This is a genomic window from Streptomyces sp. NPDC032198 (genome assembly GCF_040636975.1).
GTDB lineage: Bacteria > Actinomycetota > Actinomycetes > Streptomycetales > Streptomycetaceae > Streptomyces.
The window spans coordinates 290,542-314,595 of record NZ_JBEZVL010000002.1 but is presented as its reverse complement, the minus strand read 5'-3'; the positions used below and the strand labels follow the sequence as shown (position 1 = coordinate 314,595).

21 protein-coding genes and 1 tRNA gene are annotated in these 24,054 nt (G+C 69.7%); 13 read left to right on the top strand and 9 right to left on the bottom strand.

Going from position 1 to position 24,054, the window contains the following annotated elements:
• Positions 1-2 precede the first annotated feature (2 nt).
• Positions 3-596: a TetR/AcrR family transcriptional regulator gene (locus AB0E78_RS06605; protein ID WP_361829011.1), complete on the bottom strand. Its 594-nt coding sequence runs from the start codon at positions 594-596 to the stop codon at positions 3-5.
• Complete coding sequence (locus tag AB0E78_RS06600; RefSeq protein WP_361829010.1) at positions 593-2,110, bottom strand: 3-hydroxyacyl-CoA dehydrogenase; 1,518 nt, start codon at positions 2,108-2,110, stop codon at positions 593-595. The genes AB0E78_RS06605 and AB0E78_RS06600 overlap by 4 nt, the downstream gene beginning before the upstream one ends.
• 196 nt (positions 2,111-2,306) lie before the next feature.
• On the opposite strand from AB0E78_RS06600, the gene paaN reads away from it, so the two are divergent.
• Entirely contained in the window at positions 2,307-3,998 is a 1,692-nt protein-coding gene (gene paaN / locus AB0E78_RS06595) for a phenylacetic acid degradation protein PaaN (protein WP_361829008.1), read from the top strand.
• A 22-nt stretch (positions 3,999-4,020) separates the two neighbouring features.
• Here paaN and AB0E78_RS06590 read toward each other — a convergent pair whose 3' ends face one another.
• From AB0E78_RS06590 to AB0E78_RS06580, 3 genes are read right to left on the bottom strand one after another with little or no spacing between them, the layout of a single operon-like run.
• On the bottom strand, positions 4,021-4,800 hold the full coding sequence (locus tag AB0E78_RS06590; protein ID WP_361829007.1) for a TrmH family RNA methyltransferase: 780 nt from the start codon (positions 4,798-4,800) through the stop codon (positions 4,021-4,023).
• Between the two features lie 16 nt (positions 4,801-4,816).
• Complete coding sequence (locus tag AB0E78_RS06585; RefSeq protein ID WP_361829005.1) at positions 4,817-6,082, bottom strand: HTTM domain-containing protein; 1,266 nt, start codon at positions 6,080-6,082, stop codon at positions 4,817-4,819.
• On the bottom strand, positions 6,079-6,903 hold the full coding sequence (locus tag AB0E78_RS06580) for a DUF5819 family protein (RefSeq protein WP_361829004.1): 825 nt from the start codon (positions 6,901-6,903) through the stop codon (positions 6,079-6,081). The genes AB0E78_RS06585 and AB0E78_RS06580 overlap by 4 nt, the downstream gene beginning before the upstream one ends.
• Before the next feature lie 224 nt (positions 6,904-7,127).
• Between AB0E78_RS06580 and paaA the strand changes: the two genes are divergently transcribed.
• The 6 genes from paaA (at position 7,128) to AB0E78_RS06550 (ending at position 11,981) form a co-directional block, all read left to right on the top strand.
• Positions 7,128-8,126, top strand: a complete 999-nt coding sequence (gene paaA / locus AB0E78_RS06575) for a 1,2-phenylacetyl-CoA epoxidase subunit PaaA (RefSeq protein WP_361829003.1) — start codon at positions 7,128-7,130, stop codon at positions 8,124-8,126.
• Positions 8,123-8,413: a 1,2-phenylacetyl-CoA epoxidase subunit PaaB gene (gene paaB, locus AB0E78_RS06570; protein WP_160506146.1), complete on the top strand. Its 291-nt coding sequence runs from the start codon at positions 8,123-8,125 to the stop codon at positions 8,411-8,413. Before paaA ends, paaB begins: the two co-directional genes overlap by 4 nt.
• Positions 8,410-9,159, top strand: coding sequence for a 1,2-phenylacetyl-CoA epoxidase subunit PaaC (gene paaC / locus AB0E78_RS06565; protein ID WP_361829002.1), 750 nt, complete (start codon positions 8,410-8,412; stop codon positions 9,157-9,159). The genes paaB and paaC overlap by 4 nt, the downstream gene beginning before the upstream one ends.
• Positions 9,153-9,644: a 1,2-phenylacetyl-CoA epoxidase subunit PaaD gene (gene paaD / locus AB0E78_RS06560; protein WP_361829000.1), complete on the top strand. Its 492-nt coding sequence runs from the start codon at positions 9,153-9,155 to the stop codon at positions 9,642-9,644. The genes paaC and paaD overlap by 7 nt, the downstream gene beginning before the upstream one ends.
• Complete coding sequence (paaE, locus tag AB0E78_RS06555) at positions 9,644-10,720, top strand: 1,2-phenylacetyl-CoA epoxidase subunit PaaE (RefSeq protein ID WP_361828999.1); 1,077 nt, start codon at positions 9,644-9,646, stop codon at positions 10,718-10,720. Before paaD ends, paaE begins: the two co-directional genes overlap by 1 nt.
• Before the next feature lie 127 nt (positions 10,721-10,847).
• Complete coding sequence (locus AB0E78_RS06550) at positions 10,848-11,981, top strand: acyl-CoA dehydrogenase family protein (RefSeq protein ID WP_361828998.1); 1,134 nt, start codon at positions 10,848-10,850, stop codon at positions 11,979-11,981.
• A 40-nt stretch (positions 11,982-12,021) separates the two neighbouring features.
• Here AB0E78_RS06550 and AB0E78_RS06545 read toward each other — a convergent pair whose 3' ends face one another.
• The 4 genes from AB0E78_RS06545 to AB0E78_RS06530 form a co-directional block, all read right to left on the bottom strand.
• A complete protein-coding gene (locus tag AB0E78_RS06545) occupies positions 12,022-12,369 on the bottom strand; it encodes a rhodanese-like domain-containing protein (RefSeq protein WP_361828997.1) in 348 nt (115 codons plus the stop codon).
• Positions 12,370-12,390: 21 nt separating this feature from the next.
• Complete coding sequence (locus tag AB0E78_RS06540; protein ID WP_361829530.1) at positions 12,391-13,215, bottom strand: J domain-containing protein; 825 nt, start codon at positions 13,213-13,215, stop codon at positions 12,391-12,393.
• Between the two features lie 190 nt (positions 13,216-13,405).
• Positions 13,406-14,878, bottom strand: coding sequence for a DUF2252 domain-containing protein (locus tag AB0E78_RS06535; protein WP_361828996.1), 1,473 nt, complete (start codon positions 14,876-14,878; stop codon positions 13,406-13,408).
• A gap of 239 nt (positions 14,879-15,117) precedes the next feature.
• Positions 15,118-15,204, bottom strand: a tRNA-Leu gene (locus tag AB0E78_RS06530).
• Between the two features lie 393 nt (positions 15,205-15,597).
• On the opposite strand from AB0E78_RS06530, the gene AB0E78_RS06525 reads away from it, so the two are divergent.
• The 6 genes from AB0E78_RS06525 (at position 15,598) to pknB (ending at position 23,989) form a co-directional block, all read left to right on the top strand.
• A complete protein-coding gene (locus AB0E78_RS06525; RefSeq protein ID WP_361828994.1) occupies positions 15,598-16,500 on the top strand; it encodes a DUF3662 and FHA domain-containing protein in 903 nt (300 codons plus the stop codon).
• A 10-nt stretch (positions 16,501-16,510) separates the two neighbouring features.
• Positions 16,511-17,035, top strand: a complete 525-nt coding sequence (locus tag AB0E78_RS06520; RefSeq protein ID WP_361828992.1) for an FHA domain-containing protein — start codon at positions 16,511-16,513, stop codon at positions 17,033-17,035.
• Between the two features lie 131 nt (positions 17,036-17,166).
• The gene (locus AB0E78_RS06515) at positions 17,167-18,723 is read left to right on the top strand and encodes a Stp1/IreP family PP2C-type Ser/Thr phosphatase (RefSeq protein WP_361828990.1); all 1,557 of its coding nucleotides are present in this window, start codon (positions 17,167-17,169) and stop codon (positions 18,721-18,723) included.
• A 26-nt stretch (positions 18,724-18,749) separates the two neighbouring features.
• Positions 18,750-20,177, top strand: coding sequence for an FtsW/RodA/SpoVE family cell cycle protein (locus tag AB0E78_RS06510; RefSeq protein ID WP_361828988.1), 1,428 nt, complete (start codon positions 18,750-18,752; stop codon positions 20,175-20,177).
• Positions 20,178-20,356: 179 nt separating this feature from the next.
• Positions 20,357-21,814, top strand: a complete 1,458-nt coding sequence (locus tag AB0E78_RS06505; RefSeq protein WP_361828987.1) for a penicillin-binding protein 2 — start codon at positions 20,357-20,359, stop codon at positions 21,812-21,814.
• Between the two features lie 168 nt (positions 21,815-21,982).
• Positions 21,983-23,989 carry a Stk1 family PASTA domain-containing Ser/Thr kinase gene (gene pknB, locus AB0E78_RS06500; RefSeq protein WP_361828985.1) on the top strand — a complete coding sequence of 669 codons (2,007 nt, stop codon included), beginning with the start codon at positions 21,983-21,985 and terminating at the stop codon, positions 23,987-23,989.
• Positions 23,990-24,054: the final 65 nt, after the last annotated feature.

The following is a 24,054-nucleotide window of genomic DNA, read 5'->3' as shown; positions in this document are numbered from 1 at the left end:
CCTCAGATACCGCTGCGCAGCCCCGCGAAGGCCATCTGCACGACGGCGTCGGCGACCTGCTCGCCCGAGGAGGCACCCCGGGCGTCGGGGCGGTACCACTCCACGATGGAGTTGATCATGCCGAAGAGCAGCCGGGTGGCGAGGCGCAGCTCGACGTCGGAGCGCAGGTCGCCGTCGGCGACGGCTTCCTTGAGCAGGTCGGCGACCTGCTGGTCGAACTCCCTGCGCCGCTCCATGGCCCACCGCTCGGTGTCCGTGTTGCCGCGCACGCGCAGCAGCAGCGTCACATAGGGCAGTTCCGCGATCAGCACCTCGACGGTGCGCCGCGTGACGTGCTCCAGGCGCTGCACGGCGGTGCCCACGCGCGCGTGCTCCTCGGCGAGGATCCCGAAGAGACCGTCGAGCGCACGGCTCACCGCGCGGCGCAGCAGCTCCTCCTTGCCGGAGACGTGGTGGTAGATCGACGACTTGGAGATGCCGGCCGCCTTGGAGAGGTGCTCCATGGAGGTGCCGTCGTACCCGCGCTCGTTGAAGACCCGGACCGCCACCGTGAGGAGGGTCTCCGGGGTGTACGTGTCGCGCCTGGTGGTGGTCATGCGTTGAGGTCCTCTCGCGCTGCCGCGCGGCGCAGCGCCTGGGACGGCGCGTAGCGGCCGGTGGGGTACTCCTGGTGCAGGCATTCCAGGGTGTCGATGGCCCAGAGCGCGCCGAGCGCCTCGCCCCATGCGAGCGGTCCGCGGGGGTAGTTGACGCCCAGGAGCATCGCCGTGTCGATGTCTTCTCTGCTGGCGACACCGCGCGCGACGGCGTCCTGGGCGAAGTCGACGAGCATGGCGACGGTACGGGCCACGATCATCCCCGGGACATCGGCTATGACGCTGACCTGCTTGCCCAGCGCCTGGAAGAGGCCCACGGCCTCCTGGAGCTGGTCCTCGCCCACCGCCGCGGAGGGAGCCAGGGCGATCCTGGTCGCGGAAGGGTAGTCCAGCGCGAGATCGAACTGGATCACCGCCGTCTCGGCGTCGTTCCCGGTGGAGCCGTCGCTCAGGAACATCCGCACGCCGCTGGGCAGTTCGATCCAGCCGGGGCGGTCGGGGTCGAAGGGCTCCTTGTGCACGAGGTCGATCCCGGCGTCGTCGATCAGCCCGACAAGGTCGTGCGCCTGGAACAGGTCCCCGTGCACCGCGACGGACGCCGGGGCCGGTGCGGGCGCCGCCGTGTGCGGCTCCGCGCGCGGGGCGTCGTCGCCGTACGCATACCAGCCCTGACCCGACTTGCGGCCCAGGCGGCGGGATTCGACGAGGCGGCGCTGGGCGAGTGACGGCGTGAACTTGGGGTCCTGGAAGAAGGACTCCCACACGGAGCGGGTGACGGCCTCGTTCACGTCCTGGCCGATGAGGTCGGTGAGCTCGAAGGGGCCCATCTTGAAGCCGCCGCATTCGCGAAGGACGGCGTCGATGGTGGCCGGGTCGGCGGCCCGCTCCTCGTGGAGGCGCAGCGCCTCGGCGTAGAAGGGGCGGGCGATCCGGTTGACGATGAAGCCGGGGGTGTCCGCGCTGCGCACCGGCGTCTTGCCCCAGGCCCGCGCTGTCTCGTACGCGCGCGTGGCGGCCGTTTCGTCGGTCGCGAATCCGCTGACGACCTCGACGAGGGGGAGGAGCGGGGCGGGGTTGAAGAAGTGCAGGCCGACGAAACGGCCGGGCTTCTTGAGGGTGCCCGCGATGGCGGTGACGGAGAGGGAGGACGTGTTCGTGGCGAGGAGACAGTCCTCGGCGAGGGCCTCTTCCAGCTCTTCGAAGAGGCGCTGTTTGACGGCCAGTCGCTCCAGGATCGCCTCGATGACGAGTCCGCACCCGGCCAGCTCGGCGAGGCTCTCGACCGGCGCGAGGCGCTCCCCCGCGGCGGACCGGTCGCCGGCAGTGAGCCTGCCCTTTTCGACCAGTCGGTCCAGGCGTGCGGCGATCGTGGCGGCCGCGGCCTTGGCCTGGCCCTCCACGGCGTCGTACAGCCGCACGGGGTGGCCCGCCAGCAGGGCGACCTGGGCGATGCCCTGGCCCATGGTGCCGGTGCCGACCACGGCAACGGGGCTGCTGAGCTCGAGTGCTGTCATGCTCGCGATCCTCCCGCACGAGGTGTCCGCCGGAGGGTGCGGGGGTGCCCGGCGAGAAGTTGTCCACAGGTTCGGCGGACCCCCTTGTCCCGACCGATCGTTCGGTTACTCTAGCTCTGTCCGTCCGTTCCTGCCCACTGCCCTGCCCAGCTCGCCGGCTCGACGAAGAGCCGGCTCGACGAGGAGTTGGTCCGATATGGCCGCCGAACTCACCGCGCACCAGCTGATCGCCACGCACCGGCCCACACTCGACCAGGCGCTGGAGACGATCCGCACGCGCGCGTACTGGTCGCCGCACCCCGAGCACCCCAAGGCCTATGGAGAGAACGGCAGCCTGAGCCTGCCCGAGGGCAAAGCCGCCTTCGACGCCCTCCTGGGCAGCCGCTTCGAGCTCGGCCAGCCGGGCACGGACGACTGGACGGGCGCGGAAGTCTCTCCGTACGGGCCCGAGTTGGGCATCACGTACCCCCACCCGGACATCGACACGCTGCTGCCCGCCATGCGCACCGGAATGCGCGCCTGGCGCGACGCGGGCGCGGAAGTGCGCGCGATGGTCTGTCTGGAGATCCTGTCGCGCATCAGCGCGCGCACGCACGAGCTGGCGCACGCGGTCATGCACACCAGCGGCCAGGCCTTCATGATGGCCTTCCAGGCGGGCGGCCCGCACGCCCAGGACCGCGGCCTCGAAGCGGTGGCGTACGCGTACGTGGAGCAGGCCCGCACCCCGGACAACGCGGAGTGGTCCAAGCCCCAGGGCAAGCGCGACCCGATCGCCCTGGACAAGCGCTTCACGCCCGTGGGGCGGGGTATCGCGCTCCTGATCGGCTGCAACACCTTCCCGACGTGGAACGGCTATCCGGGCCTGTTCGCCTCCCTGGCCACCGGCAACCCCGTCCTGGTCAAGCCCCACCCGCGGGCGGTGCTCCCGCTCGCGCTGACGGTGCGCATCGCGCGCGAGGCCCTCGCCGACGCGGGCTTCGACCCGAACCTGGTGTGCCTGGCCGCCGAGCGGCCGGGCGAAGGCATCGCCAAGACCCTCGCCGTCCGCCCCGAGGTCAAGATCATCGACTACACAGGTTCGACGGCCTTCGGTGACTGGCTGGAGACCAACGCCCGCCAGGCGCAGGTCTACACGGAGAAGGCCGGCGTGAACACGGTCGTCGTCGACTCGACGGACAACTACAAGGGGATGCTGTCCAACCTGGCCTTCTCCCTGTCCCTCTACAGCGGCCAGATGTGCACGACCCCGCAGAACCTCCTGATCCCCCGGGACGGCATCACGACGGACGCCGGCGCGAAGTCGTACGACGACGTGGTGTCCGACCTGGCCGCGTCGGTGAACGGCCTGCTCGGCGACGACGCCCGGGCGAACGGCATCCTCGGCGCCCTGGTCAACCCGGATGTGAAGGCCCGCCTGGAGGCCGCGTCCGGACTCGGCGAAGTGGCTCTCCCCTCACGGGAGATCAGCAACCCCGAGTTCCCGGACGCTGTGGTCCGCACCCCGGTCATCGTCAAGCTGGACGGCGCGAAGCCGGACTCCGAGGCGGTCTATCTGAACGAGTGCTTCGGACCCGTCTCCTTCGCGGTCGCGGTCGACTCGTCCTCGGACGCCGTGGACTTGCTGCGCCGCACGGTGCGCGACAAGGGCGCGATGACGGTCGGCGCGTACACGACGTCGGACGAGGTGTCCGGCGCCGTGGAGGAGACCTGCCTGGAGGAGTGCGCCCAGCTCTCCTTGAACCTCACGGGCGGCGTCTATGTGAACCAGACGGCGGCGTTCTCGGACTTCCACGGCTCGGGCGGCAACCCGGCCGCGAACGCCGCCCTGTGCGACGGCGCCTTCGTGGCCAACCGCTTCCGTGTGGTGGAGATCCGCAGGGACGCCTGATTCCTGACGCCTGACGGCGGGTTCAGGCCTCCGCGCCCGGGGGCCTGCCCGCCGACCAGTGGAAGAGCGTCATCCCGACGCTGGTGGCCAGGTTGTAGCTGGAGACCTGGGGCCGCATCGGCAGGGACACCAGGTGATCGGCGCGCTCCCGCAGCCGCGCGGACAGCCCGCTCCGCTCGGACCCGAAGGCCAGCACGGCGTCGTCCGGCAGCTTGAGGCCCCGGATGTCCACGCCTTCCGCGTCGAGCGCGTACACCGGGCCCTGCGGCAGCTCGTCGACGTCCATCCGCTCGACGGCCGTGGCGAAGTGCAGGCCCGCGCCACCGCGTACGACCGTGGGATGCCAGGGGTCGAGCGTGCCGGTCGTGACGACGCCTGTCGTCCCGAACCCCGCGGCGAGCCGGATCACGGCCCCGGCGTTGCCCAGATTGCGCGGATCGTCGAGGACGACGACCGGCGCGGTCCTCGGCATGCGGGCCAGGGCGTCAAGGTTGGCCGCCCGGGACGGCCGTACCGCGAGAGCGGCCACCCCCGTGGGGTGCAGACGCGGCACAAGGGCGCGCAGGGCGGCGTCCGCGACCTGGACGAGGAGCGTGTCGAGGGCGTCCTTGACGTCGGGCGCGAGCTCGTCGGCGAGGGCGAGGACGGCGGCCTTGTCGCTGGTCAGCGCCGAAGGGATGAGCGCCTCGAACCGCAACGCGTGCTTGATGGCGTGGAAGCCGTCGAGCAGCACCGAGGTGTCGGCGAGCCCCCGCCAGGCACGGACGGCGCCGTCCGGGTCACTCTGCCGCGTCCCGTTCATCCCGCACACGTCCCGTTCACGAAGGAAAGCCTACGCGCGCGTGCTCGACGGATTCCGGTGCCGGTTCCTCGTCCGCCCCGCGCTGCCCCGGCACCGCCCCACCGCGCGGCAACCGCGAGAACAGCGCGTCACGCGCGCGCGTGACCTGGCCGCCGACGCGGCGCAGGAACGACGTCGGCAGGAACACCGCGTCGGCCGCGATCATGGCGAGCGAGAAGAACGGCAGGCCGAGGACGACCGCGATGACCGCGTGCTCGAAGATCATGGCAGCCAGAAGGACGTTCTTGACCCGCCTGTTGAAGAGAGTGAAGGGGAAGGCGACCTGCACGGCAACCGTCCCGTACGTCACCAGCATCACCATGAGACCGTGCGAGGCGAGCAGGTCGGAGAGCGCGGGCCAGGGGGAGAAGTAGTCCAGGCGCAGCGGGTAGTAGATGGCCGTGCCGTCCTGCCAGCGGCTGCCCTGGATCTTGTACCAGCCGGCCGTCGCGTAGATCAGACACGCCTCGACCATGATCACCAGCAGTGCGGCGTTGTGCGCGAGCCTGATGATGACGTCGAGCAACTCGCGCGCCTCGCCGTCGGGCGCGCGCCGTCCGACGGCCCACCACAGGCCGTGCGCGAGCCACAGCCCCCAGAAGACCAGCAGCCAGCCCCCGCTGAGCTCCCCCATGAACGTCACCACGGAGAGAGCGAGCCCCAGGACCCACCACAGGACGGGGCCGGTCCTGTCGGCCTTGTCGACGGGGCGGGCCGTCTTCTCCAGGTCGAGCGGTGCCTCCCCTGGCTCGGCAGGCGCCCTACGCGCGCGTGCCGCGCGCCGGGCGTCGAGCGACCAGACCTGGCCACAGCGCGTGAACACCAGGTAGGTGGCCATGAGGTGTATGACGTTGTCGCCGCCGTCGCCCATGAAGATGGAGCGGTTCTGCAGCGAGAGCACGCCGATCATGAAGAGCACGGACATCGTGCGGGTGCGCCAGCCGAGCACCAGCAGGGCGCTGCTGAGGACGGCGAGGGCGTAGACGACCTCGAACCAGAGGCGCCCGTCCGACCACATCAGGACCGTGAAGGCGTCGTTCTCCGCGATGAGCTGCTGGGCCATGTCCCAGTTCCACGGGCCGTCGGGCCCGTAGAGCTCATGGCGGTGGGGGAGTTCGCGCAGCAGGAAGAGCAGCCAGGTGGCGGCGAATCCGATGCGGATCACGGCGGTCTGATAGGGCCCGAGAGCGGACGCGGTGATCCGTTCGATGCCGCGCCCGAGCAGGGAGCCGAAGCGGTTCATCGGGCGTCCCCCTCGGTTCCCTGCGCCTTGCCCAGGGGCATGTCGTCGGGCGTCACGGACCACCACGGCAGCTGGCGGAGCGCCGGTTTCGTCGTGACTTTCTCATCGCTCCACTCGGGGGGCGGCACGTTCGTGGTTCTGGAGCGGACCTGGACGCGCTCGACGGTGGCGCCCCGGTCCAGGGCCCCCTCACGCTCGACGCGCATCATCGCGATGCGGCGGATGTAGCGCTCCGAGAGCTGTCCGCGCAGGCCGCGGGGACGATTCTGCGTGTCGTGGGCGGCGACGTAGAAGTCCCAGGCCCTGCGCAGTTCGTTCTGCTGCGTGTGGCTGGGCAGCAGATTGCCGTCGATGGCGGCGCCGTCACGTGCGGAGAGGTCGTACCAGCCGGTGGTCCGGGTGGTTCCGTCCTTTGTACGGATCTGGGCGCGGGCCTGCACAGCGATGTTCTGCTGCATCGGGTTGGGCGCGAAGAGCTTCCAGTTCTGCTCGAACTCGGGGTAGATCCAGTCGTCGACGGCCTGCCCGTGCTGCTTGGTCATGGTGTTCGCGGGGGCGACGTGGAGGAAGAGCATCCCGACGTGGACGCAGGCCGTGACGGCGATGAGCGCGAGCGCGAGGGCGGCCGCCACCTGGTAGCGCGGGGAGAGGGCGGCGATGCCGCTGCGGGGCGCGGGTGCGGGCGCGATGCCGCTGCGGGGTGCGGGCGCGATGCCGGGGGCCGGGGGCGGCGGGGCGGCGGTGTTGCCGTCGGGAGACGCGTGGACGGCGTCGAAGGACGGGGACGGCGGCTCGCTCGCGTTGCTGTCGTTAGCGTCCATTCCGCCCCGATTCCCGATTCCGCACGGTGATGCGCCTGTCGGCCCGCCCGTCACACGGCTCTCTGCCCGCCCGTCGCAGCGGAACGGTACTCATGCCTGCGCGCCAGGCACAGCGTCCGTGAAGTTATCCACAGGGTTGACACCTTATGGCGCTGAGCCGCACCATTGAATTCCACGAACCGAACGATCGGTCGGTAGCTAGCTAAAGGTCGAGGGGGACCGCGATGGCGACAGCAGCCGAGCATCAGACGGCCCGGTCCGAGCCGGACCAGGCAGCGGCCGACGCCGCACGCACGGCGGAGCACGAGGCGGCCTTCGACGCCGCCGTCGCGGCCGACGAGCGCATCGAGCCGCGGGACTGGATGCCCGACGCCTATCGCGCCTCGCTGGTCAGGCAGATAGCGCAGCACGCGCACTCCGAGATCATCGGCATGCAGCCGGAGGCCAACTGGATCACGCGCGCCCCGTCCCTGCGGCGCAAGGCGATCCTGATGGCCAAAGTGCAGGACGAGGCCGGCCACGGCCTGTATCTGTACAGCGCGGCCGAGACCCTGGGCACCAGCCGGGAAGAGCTGCTCGACAAACTGCACTCGGGCCGCCAGAAGTACTCATCGATCTTCAACTACCCGACGCTGACCTGGGCCGACGTCGGCGCGATCGGCTGGCTGGTGGACGGCGCCGCGATCACGAACCAGGTCCCGCTCTGCCGCTGTTCGTACGGCCCCTATGCCCGCGCGATGGTCCGCGTCTGCAAGGAGGAGTCGTTCCACCAGCGCCAGGGATATGAGTCCCTGCTCGCCCTCAGCCGGGGCACCGAGGCCCAGCACGCGATGGCGCAGGACGCCGTGGACCGCTGGTGGTGGCCTTCCCTGATGATGTTCGGCCCGCCCGACGACGAGTCGTCGCACTCCGAGCAGTCGATGACCTGGAAGATCAAGCGCCACTCGAACGACGAGCTGCGCCAGCGCTTCGTGGACATCTGCGTCCCCCAGGCCGAGTCCCTCGGGCTCACGCTGCCCGACCCGGACCTCGTGTGGAACGAGGAGCGGGGACAGCACGACTTCGGCGCGATCGACTGGACGGAATTCTGGGCGGTCCTGAAGGGGAACGGCCCCTGCAACGAACAGCGGATCACTCAGCGCAGGAGCGCGCACGAAGAAGGCTCGTGGGTGCGCGAGGCAGCAGCGGCATTCGCCGCCAAGCACGGGGAGGCGAAGGCATGAGCAGCTCGACCGACTGGCCGCTGTGGGAGGTGTTCGTGCGCTCCCGCCGCGGGCTCTCCCACACCCACGCGGGCAGCCTGCACGCGCCGGACGCGGAAATGGCCCTGCGCAACGCCCGCGACCTGTACACCCGCAGAAGCGAAGGCGTCTCGATCTGGGTCGTGCCGTCCACCCAGATCACCGCCTCCTCGCCCGACGAGAAGGACTCCTTCTTCGAACCGGCGGGCGACAAGCCCTACCGCCACCCGACCTTCTACGACATCCCGGACGGGGTGAAGCACCTGTGACCGCACCGCTGGCCCCGACGGCCACCGCCACCGCCCTGGCTCTGGGCGATGACGCGCTGGTGCTCTCGCACCGGCTGGGGGAGTGGGCGGGCCACGCCCCCGTCCTCGAGGAAGAGGTCGCCCTGGCGAACATCGCCCTCGACCTGCTCGGCCAGGCACGCGTCCTGCTCTCCCTGGCCGGGGACGAGGACGAACTGGCCTACCTCCGCGAGGAGCGCGCCTTCCGCAACCTCCAGCTGGTCGAGCAGCCGAACGGCGACTTCGCCCACACGATCGCCCGCCAGCTCTATTTCTCCACGTACCAAACGCTGCTGTACGGCCAGTTGGCGACCGGAGAGAGCACGTTCGCCCCGCTGGCGGCGAAGGCGGTCAAGGAAGTCGCCTACCACCAGGACCACGCGGAGCAGTGGACACTGCGGCTCGGCGACGGCACGGCGGAGAGCCACGAGCGGATGCAGCGCGGGATCGACGCGCTCTGGCGGTTCACCGGCGAGATGTTCCAGCCGGTCGAGGGCCTCGACGGCGTGGACGGCTCCGCGAGCATCGACTGGTCGGCGCTGCACACCAGTTGGACGGCCTCGGTGACCTCCGTCATCGAGAAGGCGACCTTGACCGTGCCCACCGGCCCGCAGGAAGGGGCCTGGGCCGCCGGTGCGGGCCGCCAGGGCCTGCACACCGAATCCTTCGGGCGGATGCTCGCCGAGATGCAGCACCTGCACCGCAGCCACCCGGGGGCGTCATGGTGACCACCGCCCTGGAGGAAGAGCTTCTGGCCCTAGCGGGCTCCGTGCCCGACCCGGAGCTGCCGGTCATCACGTTGGCCGAGCTCGGAGTGCTGCGCGGCGTGCACGTCCGCGGCATCGGCAAGGTCGACGTCGAACTGACCCCCACGTACACCGGCTGTCCGGCCATCGAGGCCATGACCGCCGACATCGAGCAGGTCCTGCGTGCCCGCGGCATGGCGGAGGTCTCCGTGCGCACCGTGCTCTCCCCCGCCTGGTCGACGGACGACATCAGCGCCGAGGGCCGCCGCAAACTGGCGGAGTTCGGCATCGCGCCCCCGCGCCCGCACAGCGCGGGCGGGCCGATACCCCTCACCCTCTCCGTCCGCTGCCCGCACTGCGGATCGACCGACACCGAGCTGCTCAGCCGTTTCTCGTCGACGGCCTGCAAGGCCCTGCGCCGCTGCGTCTCCTGCCGCGAACCGTTCGACCACTTCAAGGAGTTGTGATGGCGCGCTTCCACCAGCTCCGGGTAGCGGCCATCGAGCGGCTCACCGACGACTCCGTGACGCTGACCTTCGACGTGCCCCCCGCCCTGCGCGAGGAGTACCGCTTCGTACCGGGCCAGCACCTCGCCCTCCGCCGCTTCGTCGACGGCACCGAGATCCGGCGTACGTACTCGATCTGCGCACCCGCGCCCCGCCCCGAAAGCCCCTCCGAGCCGCGGACCCTGCGGGTCGGAGTGCGCTTCGTCGAAGGCGGCGCCTTCTCGACGTACGCCCTGAAGGAAATCGCCGTCGGCGATGAACTCGAGGTCATGACCCCGGCCGGGCGCTTCACGCTGGACCCGGCACCCGGGCGCTATGCGGCGGTCGTCGGCGGCAGCGGGATCACCCCGGTGCTTTCCATCGTCACGACGCTCCTCGAACGCGAACCGCAGGCCACGTTCTGCCTCATCCGCAGCGACCGCACGGCCGCGTCGACGATGTTCCTGGAGGAGGTCGCCGACCTCAAGGATCGCTGGCCGGACCGGTTCCAGCTGGTCACCGTGCTCTCCCGGGAGGAGCAGCAGTCCGGGCTCGACTCCGGGCGGCTCGACGAGGAGCGGCTCGGCAGGCTGCTGCCGGCCCTGTTGCCCGTCGAGGAGGTCGCGGGCTGGTTCCTGTGCGGTCCGTTCGGTCTGGTGCAGGGCGCGGAGAAGACGCTGCGCGGCCTGGGCGTGCCAAGGCAGCGCATCCACGAGGAGATATTCCACGTGGACGGCGGCCTCACGACCCCGGTCCCCGCAGCCACGACGGCCGCCCCCGCGCACAGCACCGTGACGGTAACGCTCGACGGGCGCTCCGGCACGTGGCCGGTCCAGGACGGGGAATCCCTCCTCGAGACCGTGCTCCGCAACCGCGCGGACGCTCCGTACGCCTGCAAGGGCGGGGTGTGCGGGACCTGCCGGGCCTTCCGGGTCTCGGGCGAGGTGCGGATGGACCGCAACTTCGCCCTGGAGCCGGAGGAGACCGAGGCGGGGTATGTGCTCGCGTGCCAGTCCCATCCGGCCACGGACACGGTGGAGTTGGACTTCGACCGCTGAGTGCTCCAGCGGCTCGGAAGGCCGCCACTGTTCCCTTCCCGTAGAACCTGTTCTATCTTGACGACCCGTCAGAAACGGCGGGCGCAGCAAGGACAGACCGTCGGGCCGGTGCGCGGGAGGACAAGCAGTGGACTTCACCTTCACCGAGGAACAGCAGGCGGCCGTCGAGGCGGCGAAGGCGCTCTTCGCCTCCGTCGCACCCGACGAAGTGCCGAGTCCCGCCCTCGTGCCGGGCGCCGTCGCCGAGGACTTCGACCGCACCCTGTGGGCCAAGCTCGCCGGAGCCGATCTACTGAGCCTGCTCATCGACCCCGAGCACGGCGGTGCCGGCCTCGACGCCATCGCCCTCTGCCTGGTCCTGCGCGAATCGGCGAAAAAACTCGCCCGCGTCCCGCTCCTGGAAAGCAGCGCAGCCGCGTATGCCGTACAGACCCACGGCAGCGAGGAGTTGAAGCAGCGGATCCTGCCGAAAGCCGCCCGCGGCGAGCTCGTCCTGACCGTCGCGGCGAACGGCCGCAGCGGGCACGACCCCGCCGAACTCGCCGTCACCGCACGGCAGGACGGCGACGACTGGCTGCTCGACGGCACACAGACGGCCGTGCCCTGGGCACAGAACGCCGACCTCATCGTGGTGCCCGCCCACACACCGGCCGGCCGGACCGTCCTCACCCTGATCCCCCGCGAGCACGACGGCCTCACCCTCGCCGACCAGGTGTCCACCAGCGGTGAGCGCCTCGGCGAGCTCAGCCTGGAGTCCGTCCGGATCGTCGGCGCCGACGTCATCGAGGCCGAAGGGGCCTGGGACTGGCTGCGCGACCTGCTCGCCACCGGGACGTGCGCGCTCGCACTCGGCCTCGGTGAGGGCGTACTGAGCATGACCAGCGAATACACCGGAAAACGCGAGCAGTTCGGCTTCCCCGTCGCCACCTTCCAGGCCGTGGCCGTGCAGGCGGCCGACCGTTATATCGACCTGCGCGCGATGGAGGTCACCCTCTGGCAGGCCGCCTGGCGCATCAGCACCGGCGCGAGCGGCGCCCTGCCCGCCTCGGGAGACGTGGCCGTCGCCAAGATCTGGGCGTCGGACGGCGTACGCCGGGTGGTGCAGACGGCACAGCATCTGCACGGCGGCTTCGGCTCCGACACCGACTACCCCCTCCACCGCTACCACGCATGGGCCAAGCAGCTGGAGCTGTCCCTCGGCCCGGCAGCGGCACACGAGGAGGCACTGGGCGACCTACTGGCCGCCCACCCCCTCGGCTGAAGCCGAAGCCGAACCAACCGAACCAGCGGAAGCCGACGAACTAGATGACGACGCCCGGCTGGCCCTTGTCGTCGACGACGGGCCGGCCCGCGGCCTCCCAGCTCTGCATGCCGCCGTCCACGTTCAGCGCGTCGATGCCCTGCTGGACGAGGTACATGGCGACCTGCGCCGAACGTCCGCCGACCCGGCAGATGACATTGACCTTGCCGTCCTGAGGGGCCGCCTCGGTCAACTCGCCGAAGCGGGCGACGAACTCGCTCATCGGGATGTGCAGCGCACCCGCCGCGTGGCCCGCCTGCCATTCCTCGTCCTCGCGGACGTCGAGGATGAAGGCGTCGGGCGCGAGTTCGCCGATCCCGACCGTGGGCACCTGTGATCCGAAAGCCATGCCCCGACGCTACCCGACCGGCTAAGCGCTCAGCCGCGCAAGCTCCGCCTCGCGCTCGGTGACCTGCGAGAGCAACTGCTCGGCGATCTCGTCGAGGAGCTGGTCCGGATCGTCCGGAGCCATCCGCAGCATCGCGCCGATCGCCCCTTCCTCCAGCTCCCGGGCGACGACCGTGAGCAGCTCCTTGCGCTGGGAGAGCCACTCGAGACGGGCGTAGAGCTCTTCGCTCTTGCTCGGCCACTGCTGCTCGGGCACCGGTCCCGCGGCCCACTCCTCGGACAGCTCCCGCAGCAGGGGCTCGTCGCCACGCGCGTACGCGGCGTTCACCCGCGTGATGAACTCCTCGCGCCGAGCGCGTTCCTGGTCGTCCTGGGCCAGGTCGGGGTGGGACTTGCGGACGAGCTCGCGGTAGAGCTTGCGGGCCTCGTCGCTGGGCCGCACCCGCTGCGGCGGCCGCACCGACTGATCGGTCAGCATCGCGGCGGCCTCCGGATAGAGGCCGTCGCCGTCCATCCAGCCGTGGAACAGCTCCTCGACCCCGGGCATCGGCATGACCCGCGCCCGCGCCTCGTCCGCCGTGCGCCGGTCCTCCGGGTCACCACTGAGGGCGGCCCGGGCCTCGGCGATCTCCGCGTCCAGCTCGTCGAGGCGCGCGTACATCGGGCCGAGCTTCTGGTGGTGCAGCCGGGAGAAGTTCTCCACCTCGACGCGGAACGTCTCGACGGCGATCTCGTACTCGATCAGCGCCTGCTCGGCCGCCCGGACGGCCTTCTCCAGCCGGTCCTCCGGCCGCGCGGCACCGCCCTGCCCCGCCGCCCCGTCAGGAGCCTCGCGACCGGCGGTCACGGGATCGGGATCGGGCGTCTGGGGCTGCGTAGGCTCGGCTTCCGGGGTCGTCACCCGTCCAGCGTAGGCCACCGCGACACCGCCCTGTCAGCGTGCTGGCCCATGCCGCCCGAGGCCCGCCGAAGCCTCGCCACCCAACCTCTCCGGGGGGCCTCCCCTCCCCCCTCCCCACCCCCTCACCCCACCCCCCTCAAACCCCCGCCTCCGCCTCCACCCGTCCCTCCTTGACCGCGCGCACGAGCTCCGCGTGGTCGGCCTCGGTGCGGTTCGCGTAGGTCACGGCGAACGCGGACACCGCCGTGTCCAGCTCGTCGTTCTTGCCGACGTATCCCGCGATGAGCCGTGGGTCGGCGCTGTGCGCGTGGGCGCGGGCCAGCAGGGCTCCGGTCATCCGGCCGTAGTCGTCGATCTGGTCGGCTGCCAGCGCCGCCGGGTCCACGCTGCCCTTGCGGTTTCTGAACTGCCGTACCTGGAAGGCCCGCCCGGCCACCGTCGTCCACCCCAGCAGGAAGTCGCTGACCACCTGCATCCGCTTCTGTCCGAGCACCACCCGGTGTCCTTCGTGCGCGACCTCGGGCACCGTGAAGCCCACCGTGGGCAGATGCGGAAGCAGCGCGGAGGGCCGTGCCTCCTTGACCTGGAGGACCAGCGGCTCGCCCCGGTGGTCGAGCAGCAGCACCACGTACGACCGCAGGCCGACGCTGCCCGTGCCCACGACGCGGAACGCCACGTCCTGGACCGCGTACCGCTCGAGCAGCGGCAGCCGGTCCTCGGGCAGCGTGCTCACGTACTCCGCGAGGGCGGACGCGACCTCGGCCGCTTCCGCGTCCGGTATTCGCCGCAGCACCGGCGGGGCGTCGACGAAGCGGCGTACCGCGTGGCCGGCCTCGTCCTCGACGCGCTCGGTCGACTTGGCGGCGAACCGGGCGCTGGTGTTCTGCCGTGCCTTCTCGGAGACGCTCTCCAGGGTGCCGAGGAGGTCCCGCGCGTCCGTGTGGGAGACCAGTTCCTCGTCCGCGATGGCGTTCCAGGCGTCGAGCGCGGGGAGTTTCGCGAGCAGCCGCATCGTGCGCCGGTACGCCCCCACCGCGTCGAACGCCGCTTCCTTGCAGATGTCCTCGTCGGCTCCCGCCTCGCGTCCCGCGAGCACGAGGGATGCCGCGAGGCGCTTCACGTCCCACTCCCAGGGTGCGTGCACCGTCTCGTCGAAGTCGTTCAGGTCGATGACGAGGCCGCCGCGCGCGTCCGCGTAGAGACCGAAGTTCGCGGCGTGGGCGTCTCCGCATATCTGGGCGCCGATCCCCGTCACGGGGGTCCGCGCGAGGTCGTACGCCATCAGTCCGGCGGCTCCGCGCAGGAAGGCGAAGGGCGACGCGGCCATCCTGCCCATGCGGATCGGTGTGAGCTCGGGGAGCCTGCTTCGGTTGGACTCCTCCACGGCTTCGACCGGATCGGGGCGGTTGTCGTCCTCGGCGAACCACTCGTGCGAGGCACGGCTGACGCGTGCCCGCAGCGCCTTGCCCTCCCGCTTCGGCGAACCCGCCGAGCCGGAACCGCCCGAGCCCGCCGAGCCGTCAGAACCGCCCGAAGCCGCCCCGCTCTGTGAGGGCCACCGCGCGAACCCCTTTACGTAAGGCAGCCGCGCACCCTTGAACTCCGTCATGCCCACCCCCAGCCGTCCGGGCGGCCCCCCGAGGGCCTCACCTGGCATGAAGGTACCGCCGGGTGCCGAACAGCGTCAGAGCCTGTGGACAACCCGCGGCGTGTGGACAACTCGGCGCACCGAACCGATGGCCGGTGACATACATCACCGTGCGGGGGCGCCCACGGCACGGCACCCCGCGACACAACGAGAAGCGGGCCCCCACCAGGACTTTCATCCTGGTGGAGACCCGCTCCACATGGTGCGCGAGGGGGGAGTTGAACCCCCACGCCCTTTCGGGCACTGGAACCTGAATCCAGCGCGTCTGCCTATTCCGCCACCCGCGCATGGGTGTTGTCTTGGGTCTCTCACCGCTTGGTGTGTGGTGCGAGCGCCTGCCGACATCCAGAAGATTAGCACGCTGCAGACGGTGGATTCACATCCGTATTCGCGGGCACCTGCCCTGGTGATCCGGAGAGATACGGGCCCGGCCGACCGACTTGCGCCGTACCCGGCGATGGTCCGCAGTCGGGTGCGCGACACTGGTTTGAGGCCCCCTCTACGATCCCTGGTAGAGGAGCCTGAGAGGAGCCCGGACGGATCCCGGAACCCTGGTGCGGGCATGCCTTGTGAGAGGCGACACTCATCGACTGGGCGGACAGGGGGAACCAGCCGATTTCCCGGCGCGTGGATACGATCAGTAAGCAGTACCAGGATGACTACGACGGAGGAGGTGCCCCATGGGAGTCATGAAGAAGTTCGAGCAGCGACTCGAAGGTCTCGTCAACGGCACCTTCGCCAAGGTGTTCAAGTCCGAGGTCCAGCCCGTCGAGATCGCCGGCGCCCTGCAGCGCGAGTGCGACAACAACGCGACGATCTGGAACCGCGAGCGGACCGTCGTCCCCAATGACTTCATCGTGGAGCTCAGCGCGCCCGACTTCGAGCGCCTGAGCCCCTACTCGGGGCAGCTCGGCGACGAGCTCTCCGGGATGGTGCGCGAGTACGCCAAGCAGCAGCGGTACAGCTTCATGGGTCCCATCAAGGTCCACCTGGAGAAGGCCGAGGACCTCGACACGGGCCTGTACCGGGTGCGCAGCCGCACGCTCGCGTCCAGCAGCTCGCAGAGCCCTGAGCGTGCCCCTGCGGGCCCCTCGGGTCCCGCGGGCGCCGGCCACAGTCCCGCCAGGCCGCCAGCCGGCGGCGCAGGCGGCGCGGGTGGCGGCTACGGCTACCCACAGCCCCCTCAGCCCTCCAGTGCCCCTCCCATGCCCGCCGCGCCGCCTCCTGGCGGTCGTCCCGGCGGGGCCGCACCGGCTCCGAGCCGCCCTCAGGGGTCCGGCGCGGGGCCTCTTCCGGGTGCGCAGGTGCGGCGCTGGGTCGAGATCAACGGCAATCGCCATCAGATCTCCCGCCCGACGCTGGTGCTGGGACGCAGCACCGACGCCGATGTGCGGATCGACGACCCCGGCGTATCGCGCCGGCACTGTGAGATCCGGACCGGAACGCCCTCGACGATCCAGGATCTCGGGTCTACCAACGGCATCGTGGTAGACGGGCAGCACACCACCCGCGCTACGCTCCGCGACGGCTCGCGGATCGTCGTGGGCCAAACCACCATCGTTTACCGGCAAGCCGAAGGGTGAAGCGGGGGCAATGTCAGAGCTGACCCTGACGGTCATGCGGCTGGGTTTCCTAGCCGTTCTGTGGCTGTTCGTGATCGTGGCCGTCCAGGTCATCCGCAGCGACCTGTTCGGTACGCGCGTCACACAGCGCGGTTCGCGCCGTGAGAACGCACGACCGCAGCAGGCCGCACGCCAGCAACAGCAGGCGGCGACACCACCTCCCCAGCGCCAGCAGCAGGGCGGCGGGCGGCAGCGCCGTGGCGCCCCCAGCAAGCTGGTCGTATCCGAAGGGATCCTGGCGGGCACGACGGTCGCCCTGCAGGGTCAGACGATCACGCTGGGCCGTGCGCACGATTCGACGATCGTGCTGGACGACGACTACGCGTCCAGCAGGCATGCCAGGATCTACCCGGACCGTGACGGCCAGTGGATCGTCGAGGATCTCGGGTCCACCAACGGCACGTATCTGGACCGGACCCGACTCACCACCCCGACGCCCGTTCCGCTGGGCGCGCCGATCCGCATCGGCAAGACCGTCATCGAGCTGCGGAAGTAGTACTACGTCATGACAGAGCGCGAGCGGAGCGAGCGAGCCGAAACGGCTGTCCACACACTGGACGCCAGCGCGCTCCCGACCGGAGGGTGGGCACCGTGCGGATGTACCCGGAGCCGACGGGCGAGGTGCGCATGAGTCTGTCTTTGCGCTTCGCCGCCGGATCGCACAAAGGCATGATCCGGGAGGGGAACGAGGACTCCGGTTACGCCGGTCCGCGTCTCCTCGCGATTGCCGACGGCATGGGGGGCCAGGCCGCGGGTGAGGTGGCGAGCTCCGAGGTGATCTCGACGCTCGTCACTCTCGACGACGACGTACCGGGGTCGGACATCCTCACGTCGCTCGGCACGGCCGTGCAGCGGGCCAACGACCAGCTGCGTCTGATGGTCGAGGAGGACCCCCAGCTCGAGGGCATGGGGACGACCCTGACCGCGCTGCTGTGGACGGGGCAGCGCCTCGGTCTCGTGCATGTCGGTGACTCACGCGCCTATCTCCTTCGGGACGGCGTCCTCACGCAGATCACTCAGGACCACACCTGGGTGCAGCGGCTGGTCGACGAGGGCCGGATCACCGAGGAGGAGGCCACCACTCACCCGCAGCGTTCCTTGCTGATGCGCGCGCTGGGCAGTGGTGAGCACGTCGAGCCGGACCTCTCCATCCGTGAAGTCCGCGCCGGCGACCGTTACTTGATCTGCTCGGACGGTCTCTCGGGCGTCGTGTCGCACCAGACGATGGAAGACACCCTCGCGAGCTACCAGGGCCCTCAGGAGACCGTGCAGGAGCTCATCCAGCTCGCTCTGCGCGGTGGCGGCCCCGACAACATCACGGTGATCATCGCCGATGTCCTGGACATCGACAGCGGTGACACCCTCGCAGGACAGCTCTCCGACACCCCCGTGGTCGTCGGCGCGGTCGCCGAGAACCAGCTCCAGGCGCAGGACGACGGCGCGATGCAGACCCCCGCGGGCCGCGCGTCGGGTCTCGGCCGTCCGGTGCCGCCGCAGCCTTCCGGAGGCGGCTTCGGACCGCCCGGGAGCGGCGACACGGCGGGGTACGTGCCGGAGGGGAGCTTCGGCACGTACAGCGACGAGGACTTCGTGAAGCCCCGTGGCGGCCGTAAGTGGCTCAAGAGATCGCTGTACACCGTGCTCGCTCTGGCGGTCATCGGCGGCGGTCTCTACGGCGGTTACCGCTGGACCCAGACGCAGTACTACGTGGGCACGAACGAAGAGAACGTCGCCCTGTACCGCGGCATCGACCAGGATCTGGCGTGGGTCAGCCTGTCGAAGGTCGAGCAGGACTACCCCAAGATCGAACTCAAGTACCTGCCGCCGTATCAGCGCAAGCAGGTCGAGGCGACCATCGCCGAGGGCAATCTCGACGACGCCAAGAGCAAGATCGAGGAGCTCGGCCTGCAGGCATCGGCCTGTGAGAAGGACGCGAAGCGCCGCGAGGCCGAGCGCGAGAACGCCAAGCCCGGCGAGGGCGAGGCGGGCGGTACGACCGGTCTGGCGGCCAAGGCTCCCAGTGACGATCCGACCGACCCGGCGGGCAAGAACGACAAGAGCGACACGAACGACAAGAACAGCTCGACCGACAAGAACAAGTCCAAGACCGCGCCGACTCCCACACCCGGCCCCAGCCTCTCCGACGATGAGGAGAAGCTGGTCCCGCTGTGCGGTAAGCAGTAAGCAGCCGTTGGGGGCCTCTGCACGCCATGAGCAGTAGCACTACACACACGTCGACCATCGGCGCGATCGGAGCGCCCAGCAGGCGCAACACCGAGCTCGCGCTCCTCGCGTTCGCCGTCGTCATCCCGCTGTTCGCCTACATCAACGTAGGCCTGGCGATCGACGGCGAGCTGCCGTCCGGCATGCTCGGGTACGGGGCGGGAATCGGTCTCCTCGCCGGCATCTCCCACTTCGTGGTGCGCAAGTTCGCCCCGTATGCCGACCCTCTGCTGCTGCCCCTGGCGACGCTGCTCAACGGGCTCGGTCTGGTGGTCATCTGGCGGCTCGACCAGTCGAAGCGGCTGCAGGCGCTGCCCAACTTCAGCCCTGCCGCGCCGAACCAGCTCATGTACTCCGCGGTGGGCATCGCCCTGTTCGTCGGTGTGCTGCTTCTACTGAAGGACCACCGTGTCCTGCAGCGCTATACATACATCTCGATGGTCGGCGCGCTGATCCTGCTGCTGCTGCCCCTGGTTCCCGGCCTCGGCATGAACGTGTTCGGTGCCAAGATCTGGATCCACGTCGGTGGGTTCTCCATCCAGCCCGGTGAGTTCGCGAAGATCGTCATCGCCATCTTCTTCGCGGGCTACCTCATGGTGAAGCGCGATGCCCTGGCGCTGGCCAGCCGCCGTTTCATGGGCCTGTACCTGCCGCGTGGCCGTGACCTGGGTCCGATCGTCGTCATCTGGATCATCTCGATCCTGATCCTGGTCTTCGAGACCGACCTCGGTACGTCGCTGCTGTTCTTCGGCATGTTCGTCGTGATGCTGTACGTGGCCACGGAGCGCACCAGTTGGATCGTGTTCGGCATGCTGATGTCCGCGGTCGGCGCGGTCGGCGTCGCGTCGTTCGAGCCGCACGTCAAGCAGCGTGTCGACGCGTGGCTCGACCCCATGCGCGAGTACACGCTGAGCCAGGACGGTGTGGTCGGCCACTCCGAGCAGGCGATGCAGGCCCTGTGGGCCTTCGGTTCCGGCGGCACGCTCGGTACGGGCCTCGGTCAGGGCAACTCCGACCTCATCAAGTTCGCCGCCAACTCGGACTTCATCCTCGCGACCTTCGGCGAGGAGCTCGGTCTCGCCGGGATCATGGCGATCCTGCTGATCTACGGTCTGATCGTGGAGCGCGGTGTCCGCACCGCCCTCGCCGCGCGTGACCCGTTCGGCAAGCTCCTGGCGATCGGCCTGTCCGGCGCCTTCGCCATTCAGGTCTTCGTGGTCGCCGGCGGCGTCATGAGCCTGATCCCGCTGACGGGTATGACGATGCCCTTCCTTGCGTACGGCGGTTCATCGGTGATCGCCAACTGGGCGCTGATCGGGATCCTGATCCGGATCAGCGACACGGCCCGCCGTCCCGCGCCCGCCCCTGCCCCGAATCCCGATGCCGAGATGACCCAGGTGGTCCGGCCTGGCTGAGCCGCGTGGCGGGCGAGTGTGAGGGCGCCCGCCCTGTCCGCCGCCCGGGGAAATGCCGTGCTGTACGGCTCTGTTCCGCCTCCGGGCTGCCCGTAATCACTCACCGTAAGGCGACAGGCTCTGGTACTAGAATCTTCCGGACCTGGCCATGGTGACCGCAAGTCGAAGAGGTTCGGACCGTGAACAAACCGCTACGCCGGATCGCTATCTTCTGTGGTCTGCTCGTCCTGGCCCTGATCGTCCGGGACAACTGGCTCCAGTACGTTCAGGCCGACACCCTCGCCAAGGACGAGAAGAACCGCCGCGTGACCATCGAGCGGTACGGCACTCCGCGCGGCGACATCATCGTGGACGGCAAGCCGGTGACGGGCTCCAAGGAGACGAGCGGCGGCAACGACCTCAAGTACCAGCGGACGTACACGAACGGTTCCATGTGGTCCCCGGTCACCGGCTTCGCGTCGCAGAGCGTCGGCGCGACGCAGCTGGAGTCCATCGAGGACGGCATCCTGACCGGCAATGACGACCGTCTCTTCTTCCGCCGCAGCCTCGACATGCTGACCGGCAAGAAGAAGGAGGGCGGCAATGTCGTCACGACCCTCGACTCGGGCGCGCAGAAGGCCGCGTACGACGGTCTGAAGGGCCTCGGCAAGGGTGCGGTCGCCGCGCTCGACCCGTCGACGGGCGCGATCCTGGCGCTGGCCTCCGCGCCGTCGTACGACCCGTCCACCTTCGCGGGGTCCGACGGCAAGGCCTTCCAGAAGCTGGACAAGAACAAGAACAAGCCGATGCTGAACCGCGCCCTGCGTGAGACGTATCCGCCCGGCTCCACCTTCAAGGCGGTCACCGCCGCCGCGGCCCTGGAGCACGGCCTGTACGACGGCATCGACTCGCCGACCAAGTCGCCGCTGCCCTGGACGATGCCCGACACCCAGACGCCGCTGCCGAACGAGGGCAACATCCCCTGCAAGAACGCCACGCTGCGCGAGGCGCTGCGGGTGTCCTGCAACACCGTGTTCGGCAAGATCGGCTCGGACCTCGGCAAGGACAAGATGCTCGAGACGGCCGAGAAGTTCGGCTTCAACGAAGAGCAGTTCGTGCCGGTCCGCTCGAACGCCTCCGTCTTCCCCAAGAAGATGGACAGGCCGCAGACCGCGCTCTCCTCCATCGGCCAGTTCGAGACGGCTGCCACGCCGCTCCAGATGGCCATGGTCGCCTCTGCCATCGCCAACGACGGCAAGCTGATGGAGCCGTACATGGTCAGCGAGCTGCAGGCCCCGAACCTGGACGTGATCGAGAAGCACGCGCCCAAGGAGATGAGCCGGCCGCTCTCCGAGGAGAACGCGCAGAAGCTGCAGGACATGATGGAGACGGTCGTCAACGACGGCACCGGTGCGAACGCCAAGATCCCTGGTGCCACGGTCGGCGGCAAGACGGGTACGGCCCAGCACGGTGTCGCGAACAGCGAGAACCCGTACGCCTGGTTCATCAGCTACGCCAAGACCGACTCCGGTTCGCCGGTGGCCGTCGCCGTGGTCGTCGAGGACAGTGACGCCGGCCGCGACGACATCTCCGGTGGTGGTCTGGCCGCCCCCATCGCCAAGGACGTGATGAAGGCGGTTCTCGACAGCAAGAAGTGACCCCCGTCACGGCCTCTTCGCATCAGTGCACGTTGCGATACCGGTCATGTATCGGGTGACGGTCGTGGCCGGGTCACGTAAGGCGAGCCGGGTACGGTATGCCCGGACAGCACACCGCCGGACCACACAAGGGTGCGGTCGGGACCGACGGAGAGGGCTGGATTAGCTATGGAAGAGCCGCGTCGCCTCGGCGGGCGGTACGAGCTGGGCCAGGTGCTCGGCCGAGGCGGGATGGCGGAGGTATACCTCGCGCACGACACCCGCCTCGGACGCACCGTGGCGGTGAAGACGCTGCGCGTTGACCTCGCGCGCGACCCGTCATTCCAGGCCCGGTTCCGCCGCGAGGCCCAGTCGGCCGCCTCGCTCAACCATCCTGCGATCGTCGCGGTCTACGACACCGGCGAGGACTACGTGGACGGGGTCTCGATCCCGTACATCGTGATGGAGTACGTCGACGGCTCCACCCTGCGTGAGCTGCTGCACTCCGGGCGCAAGCTACTGCCCGAGCGCGCCATGGAGATGACGATCGGCATCCTCCAGGCCCTTGAGTACTCCCACCGCAACGGCATCGTCCACCGTGACATCAAGCCCGCGAACGTCATGCTGACGCGCAACGGCCAGGTCAAGGTCATGGACTTCGGCATCGCCCGCGCCATGGGCGACTCCGGGATGACGATGACGCAGACCGCGGCGGTCATCGGCACCGCGCAGTACCTCTCGCCGGAGCAGGCCAAGGGCGAGCAGGTGGACGCGCGAAGCGACCTCTACTCGACGGGCTGCCTGCTCTATGAGCTCCTTACGGTGCGCCCGCCGTTCGTCGGGGACTCCCCGGTGGCGGTCGCCTACCAGCACGTACGGGAAGAGCCCCAGGCCCCCAGCGTCTTCGACGGCGAGATCACGCCGGAGATGGACGCCATCGTCCTGAAGGCCCTCACCAAGGACCCGGACTACCGCTACCAGTCGGCCGACGACATGCGCGCCGACATCGAGGCCTGCCTCGACGGCCAGCCCGTCCAGGCGACGGCCGCCATGGGCGCGGTCGGCTACGGCGGCCACCCGGATGACCAGCAGACGGCGATGCTGCGCCCGCAGAACGGCGGCGGCCAGACATCGATGATGCCGCCGGTCGGCCCGGACGACGGCTACGACGACCACTCGCGGCGCCGCCAGAAGAAGAGCAACACCTCCACGATCCTGCTGGTCGTGGCGGGGCTGCTCGTCCTGGTCGGCGCGATCCTCATCGGGAAGTGGGCGTTCACCGGCGGCGGTGGCGGCAACGACTCGCTCAAGGCCCCGAACTTCGTGGGCGAGAAGGTCGCGGACGCCAAGGAGTCCGCCGAGAACGTGGACCTCGTCCTGGACGCCTCCACCCACAAGCGGTGCGCGAAGTACCCCAAGGGTGAGATCTGCTCCCAGGACCCGGGCGCGAACGCCACGGTCAACAAGGGCGACACGATCTCCGTGACGGTTTCCACGGGCGCGCCGAAGGTCTCCGTGCCCAAGGTCATCGGCCTGGACATCGACGCCGCCACGAAGAAGCTGGAGAGCCCCAAGTACCAGTTCGACGTCGACACGAAGCCCGTGGAGTCCAGCGGTACGGCGGGCGAGGTCCTCGACCAGGACCCGTTCGCGGGTACCGATGTGGAGAAGGGCAGCAAGATCACCCTTGAGGTGGCGAAGAAGGCCGACAAGGCCACGGTGCCCGACGTCACCGGCAAGACCTGCGACGAGGCCAAGGCCCAGCTGCAGACCAACGACCTCGTCGGCACCTGCGAGGAAGAAGAGAGCGACTCCGTCGACCCCGGCAAGGTCATCTCGCAGAGTCTCGCCCCGCAGAGCCAGGCCGACCCGGGCTCGACGGTGACGCTGAAGGTCGCCAAGAAGGCCGAACAGGCCACCGTCCCGGCCCTCACCGGCCAGAAGCTCAAGGACGCCCGCAAGGCCATCGAGGACGCCGGCCTGACGGTCGGCAACATCCAGGGCCCGCAGGATGACAACGCCCTCGTGGTCCTCTCGGATCCGCCCGCCAACCAGCAGGTCGATCCCGACACCGCGATCAACCTGACCACGGCCGGCGGCAACCAGGGCGACAACGGCGGAGGCAACGGCGGGGACGACGGCGGAGGCACCCTCTTCGGAGGCGGCATGGGCTTCTCCCGCGACAACGAGAACTGACGAGTCCAGGAACCCCCAGCAGTACGGAGAAGAGCCCCGGACACCGGCCAGCAGGCGCGGTGTCC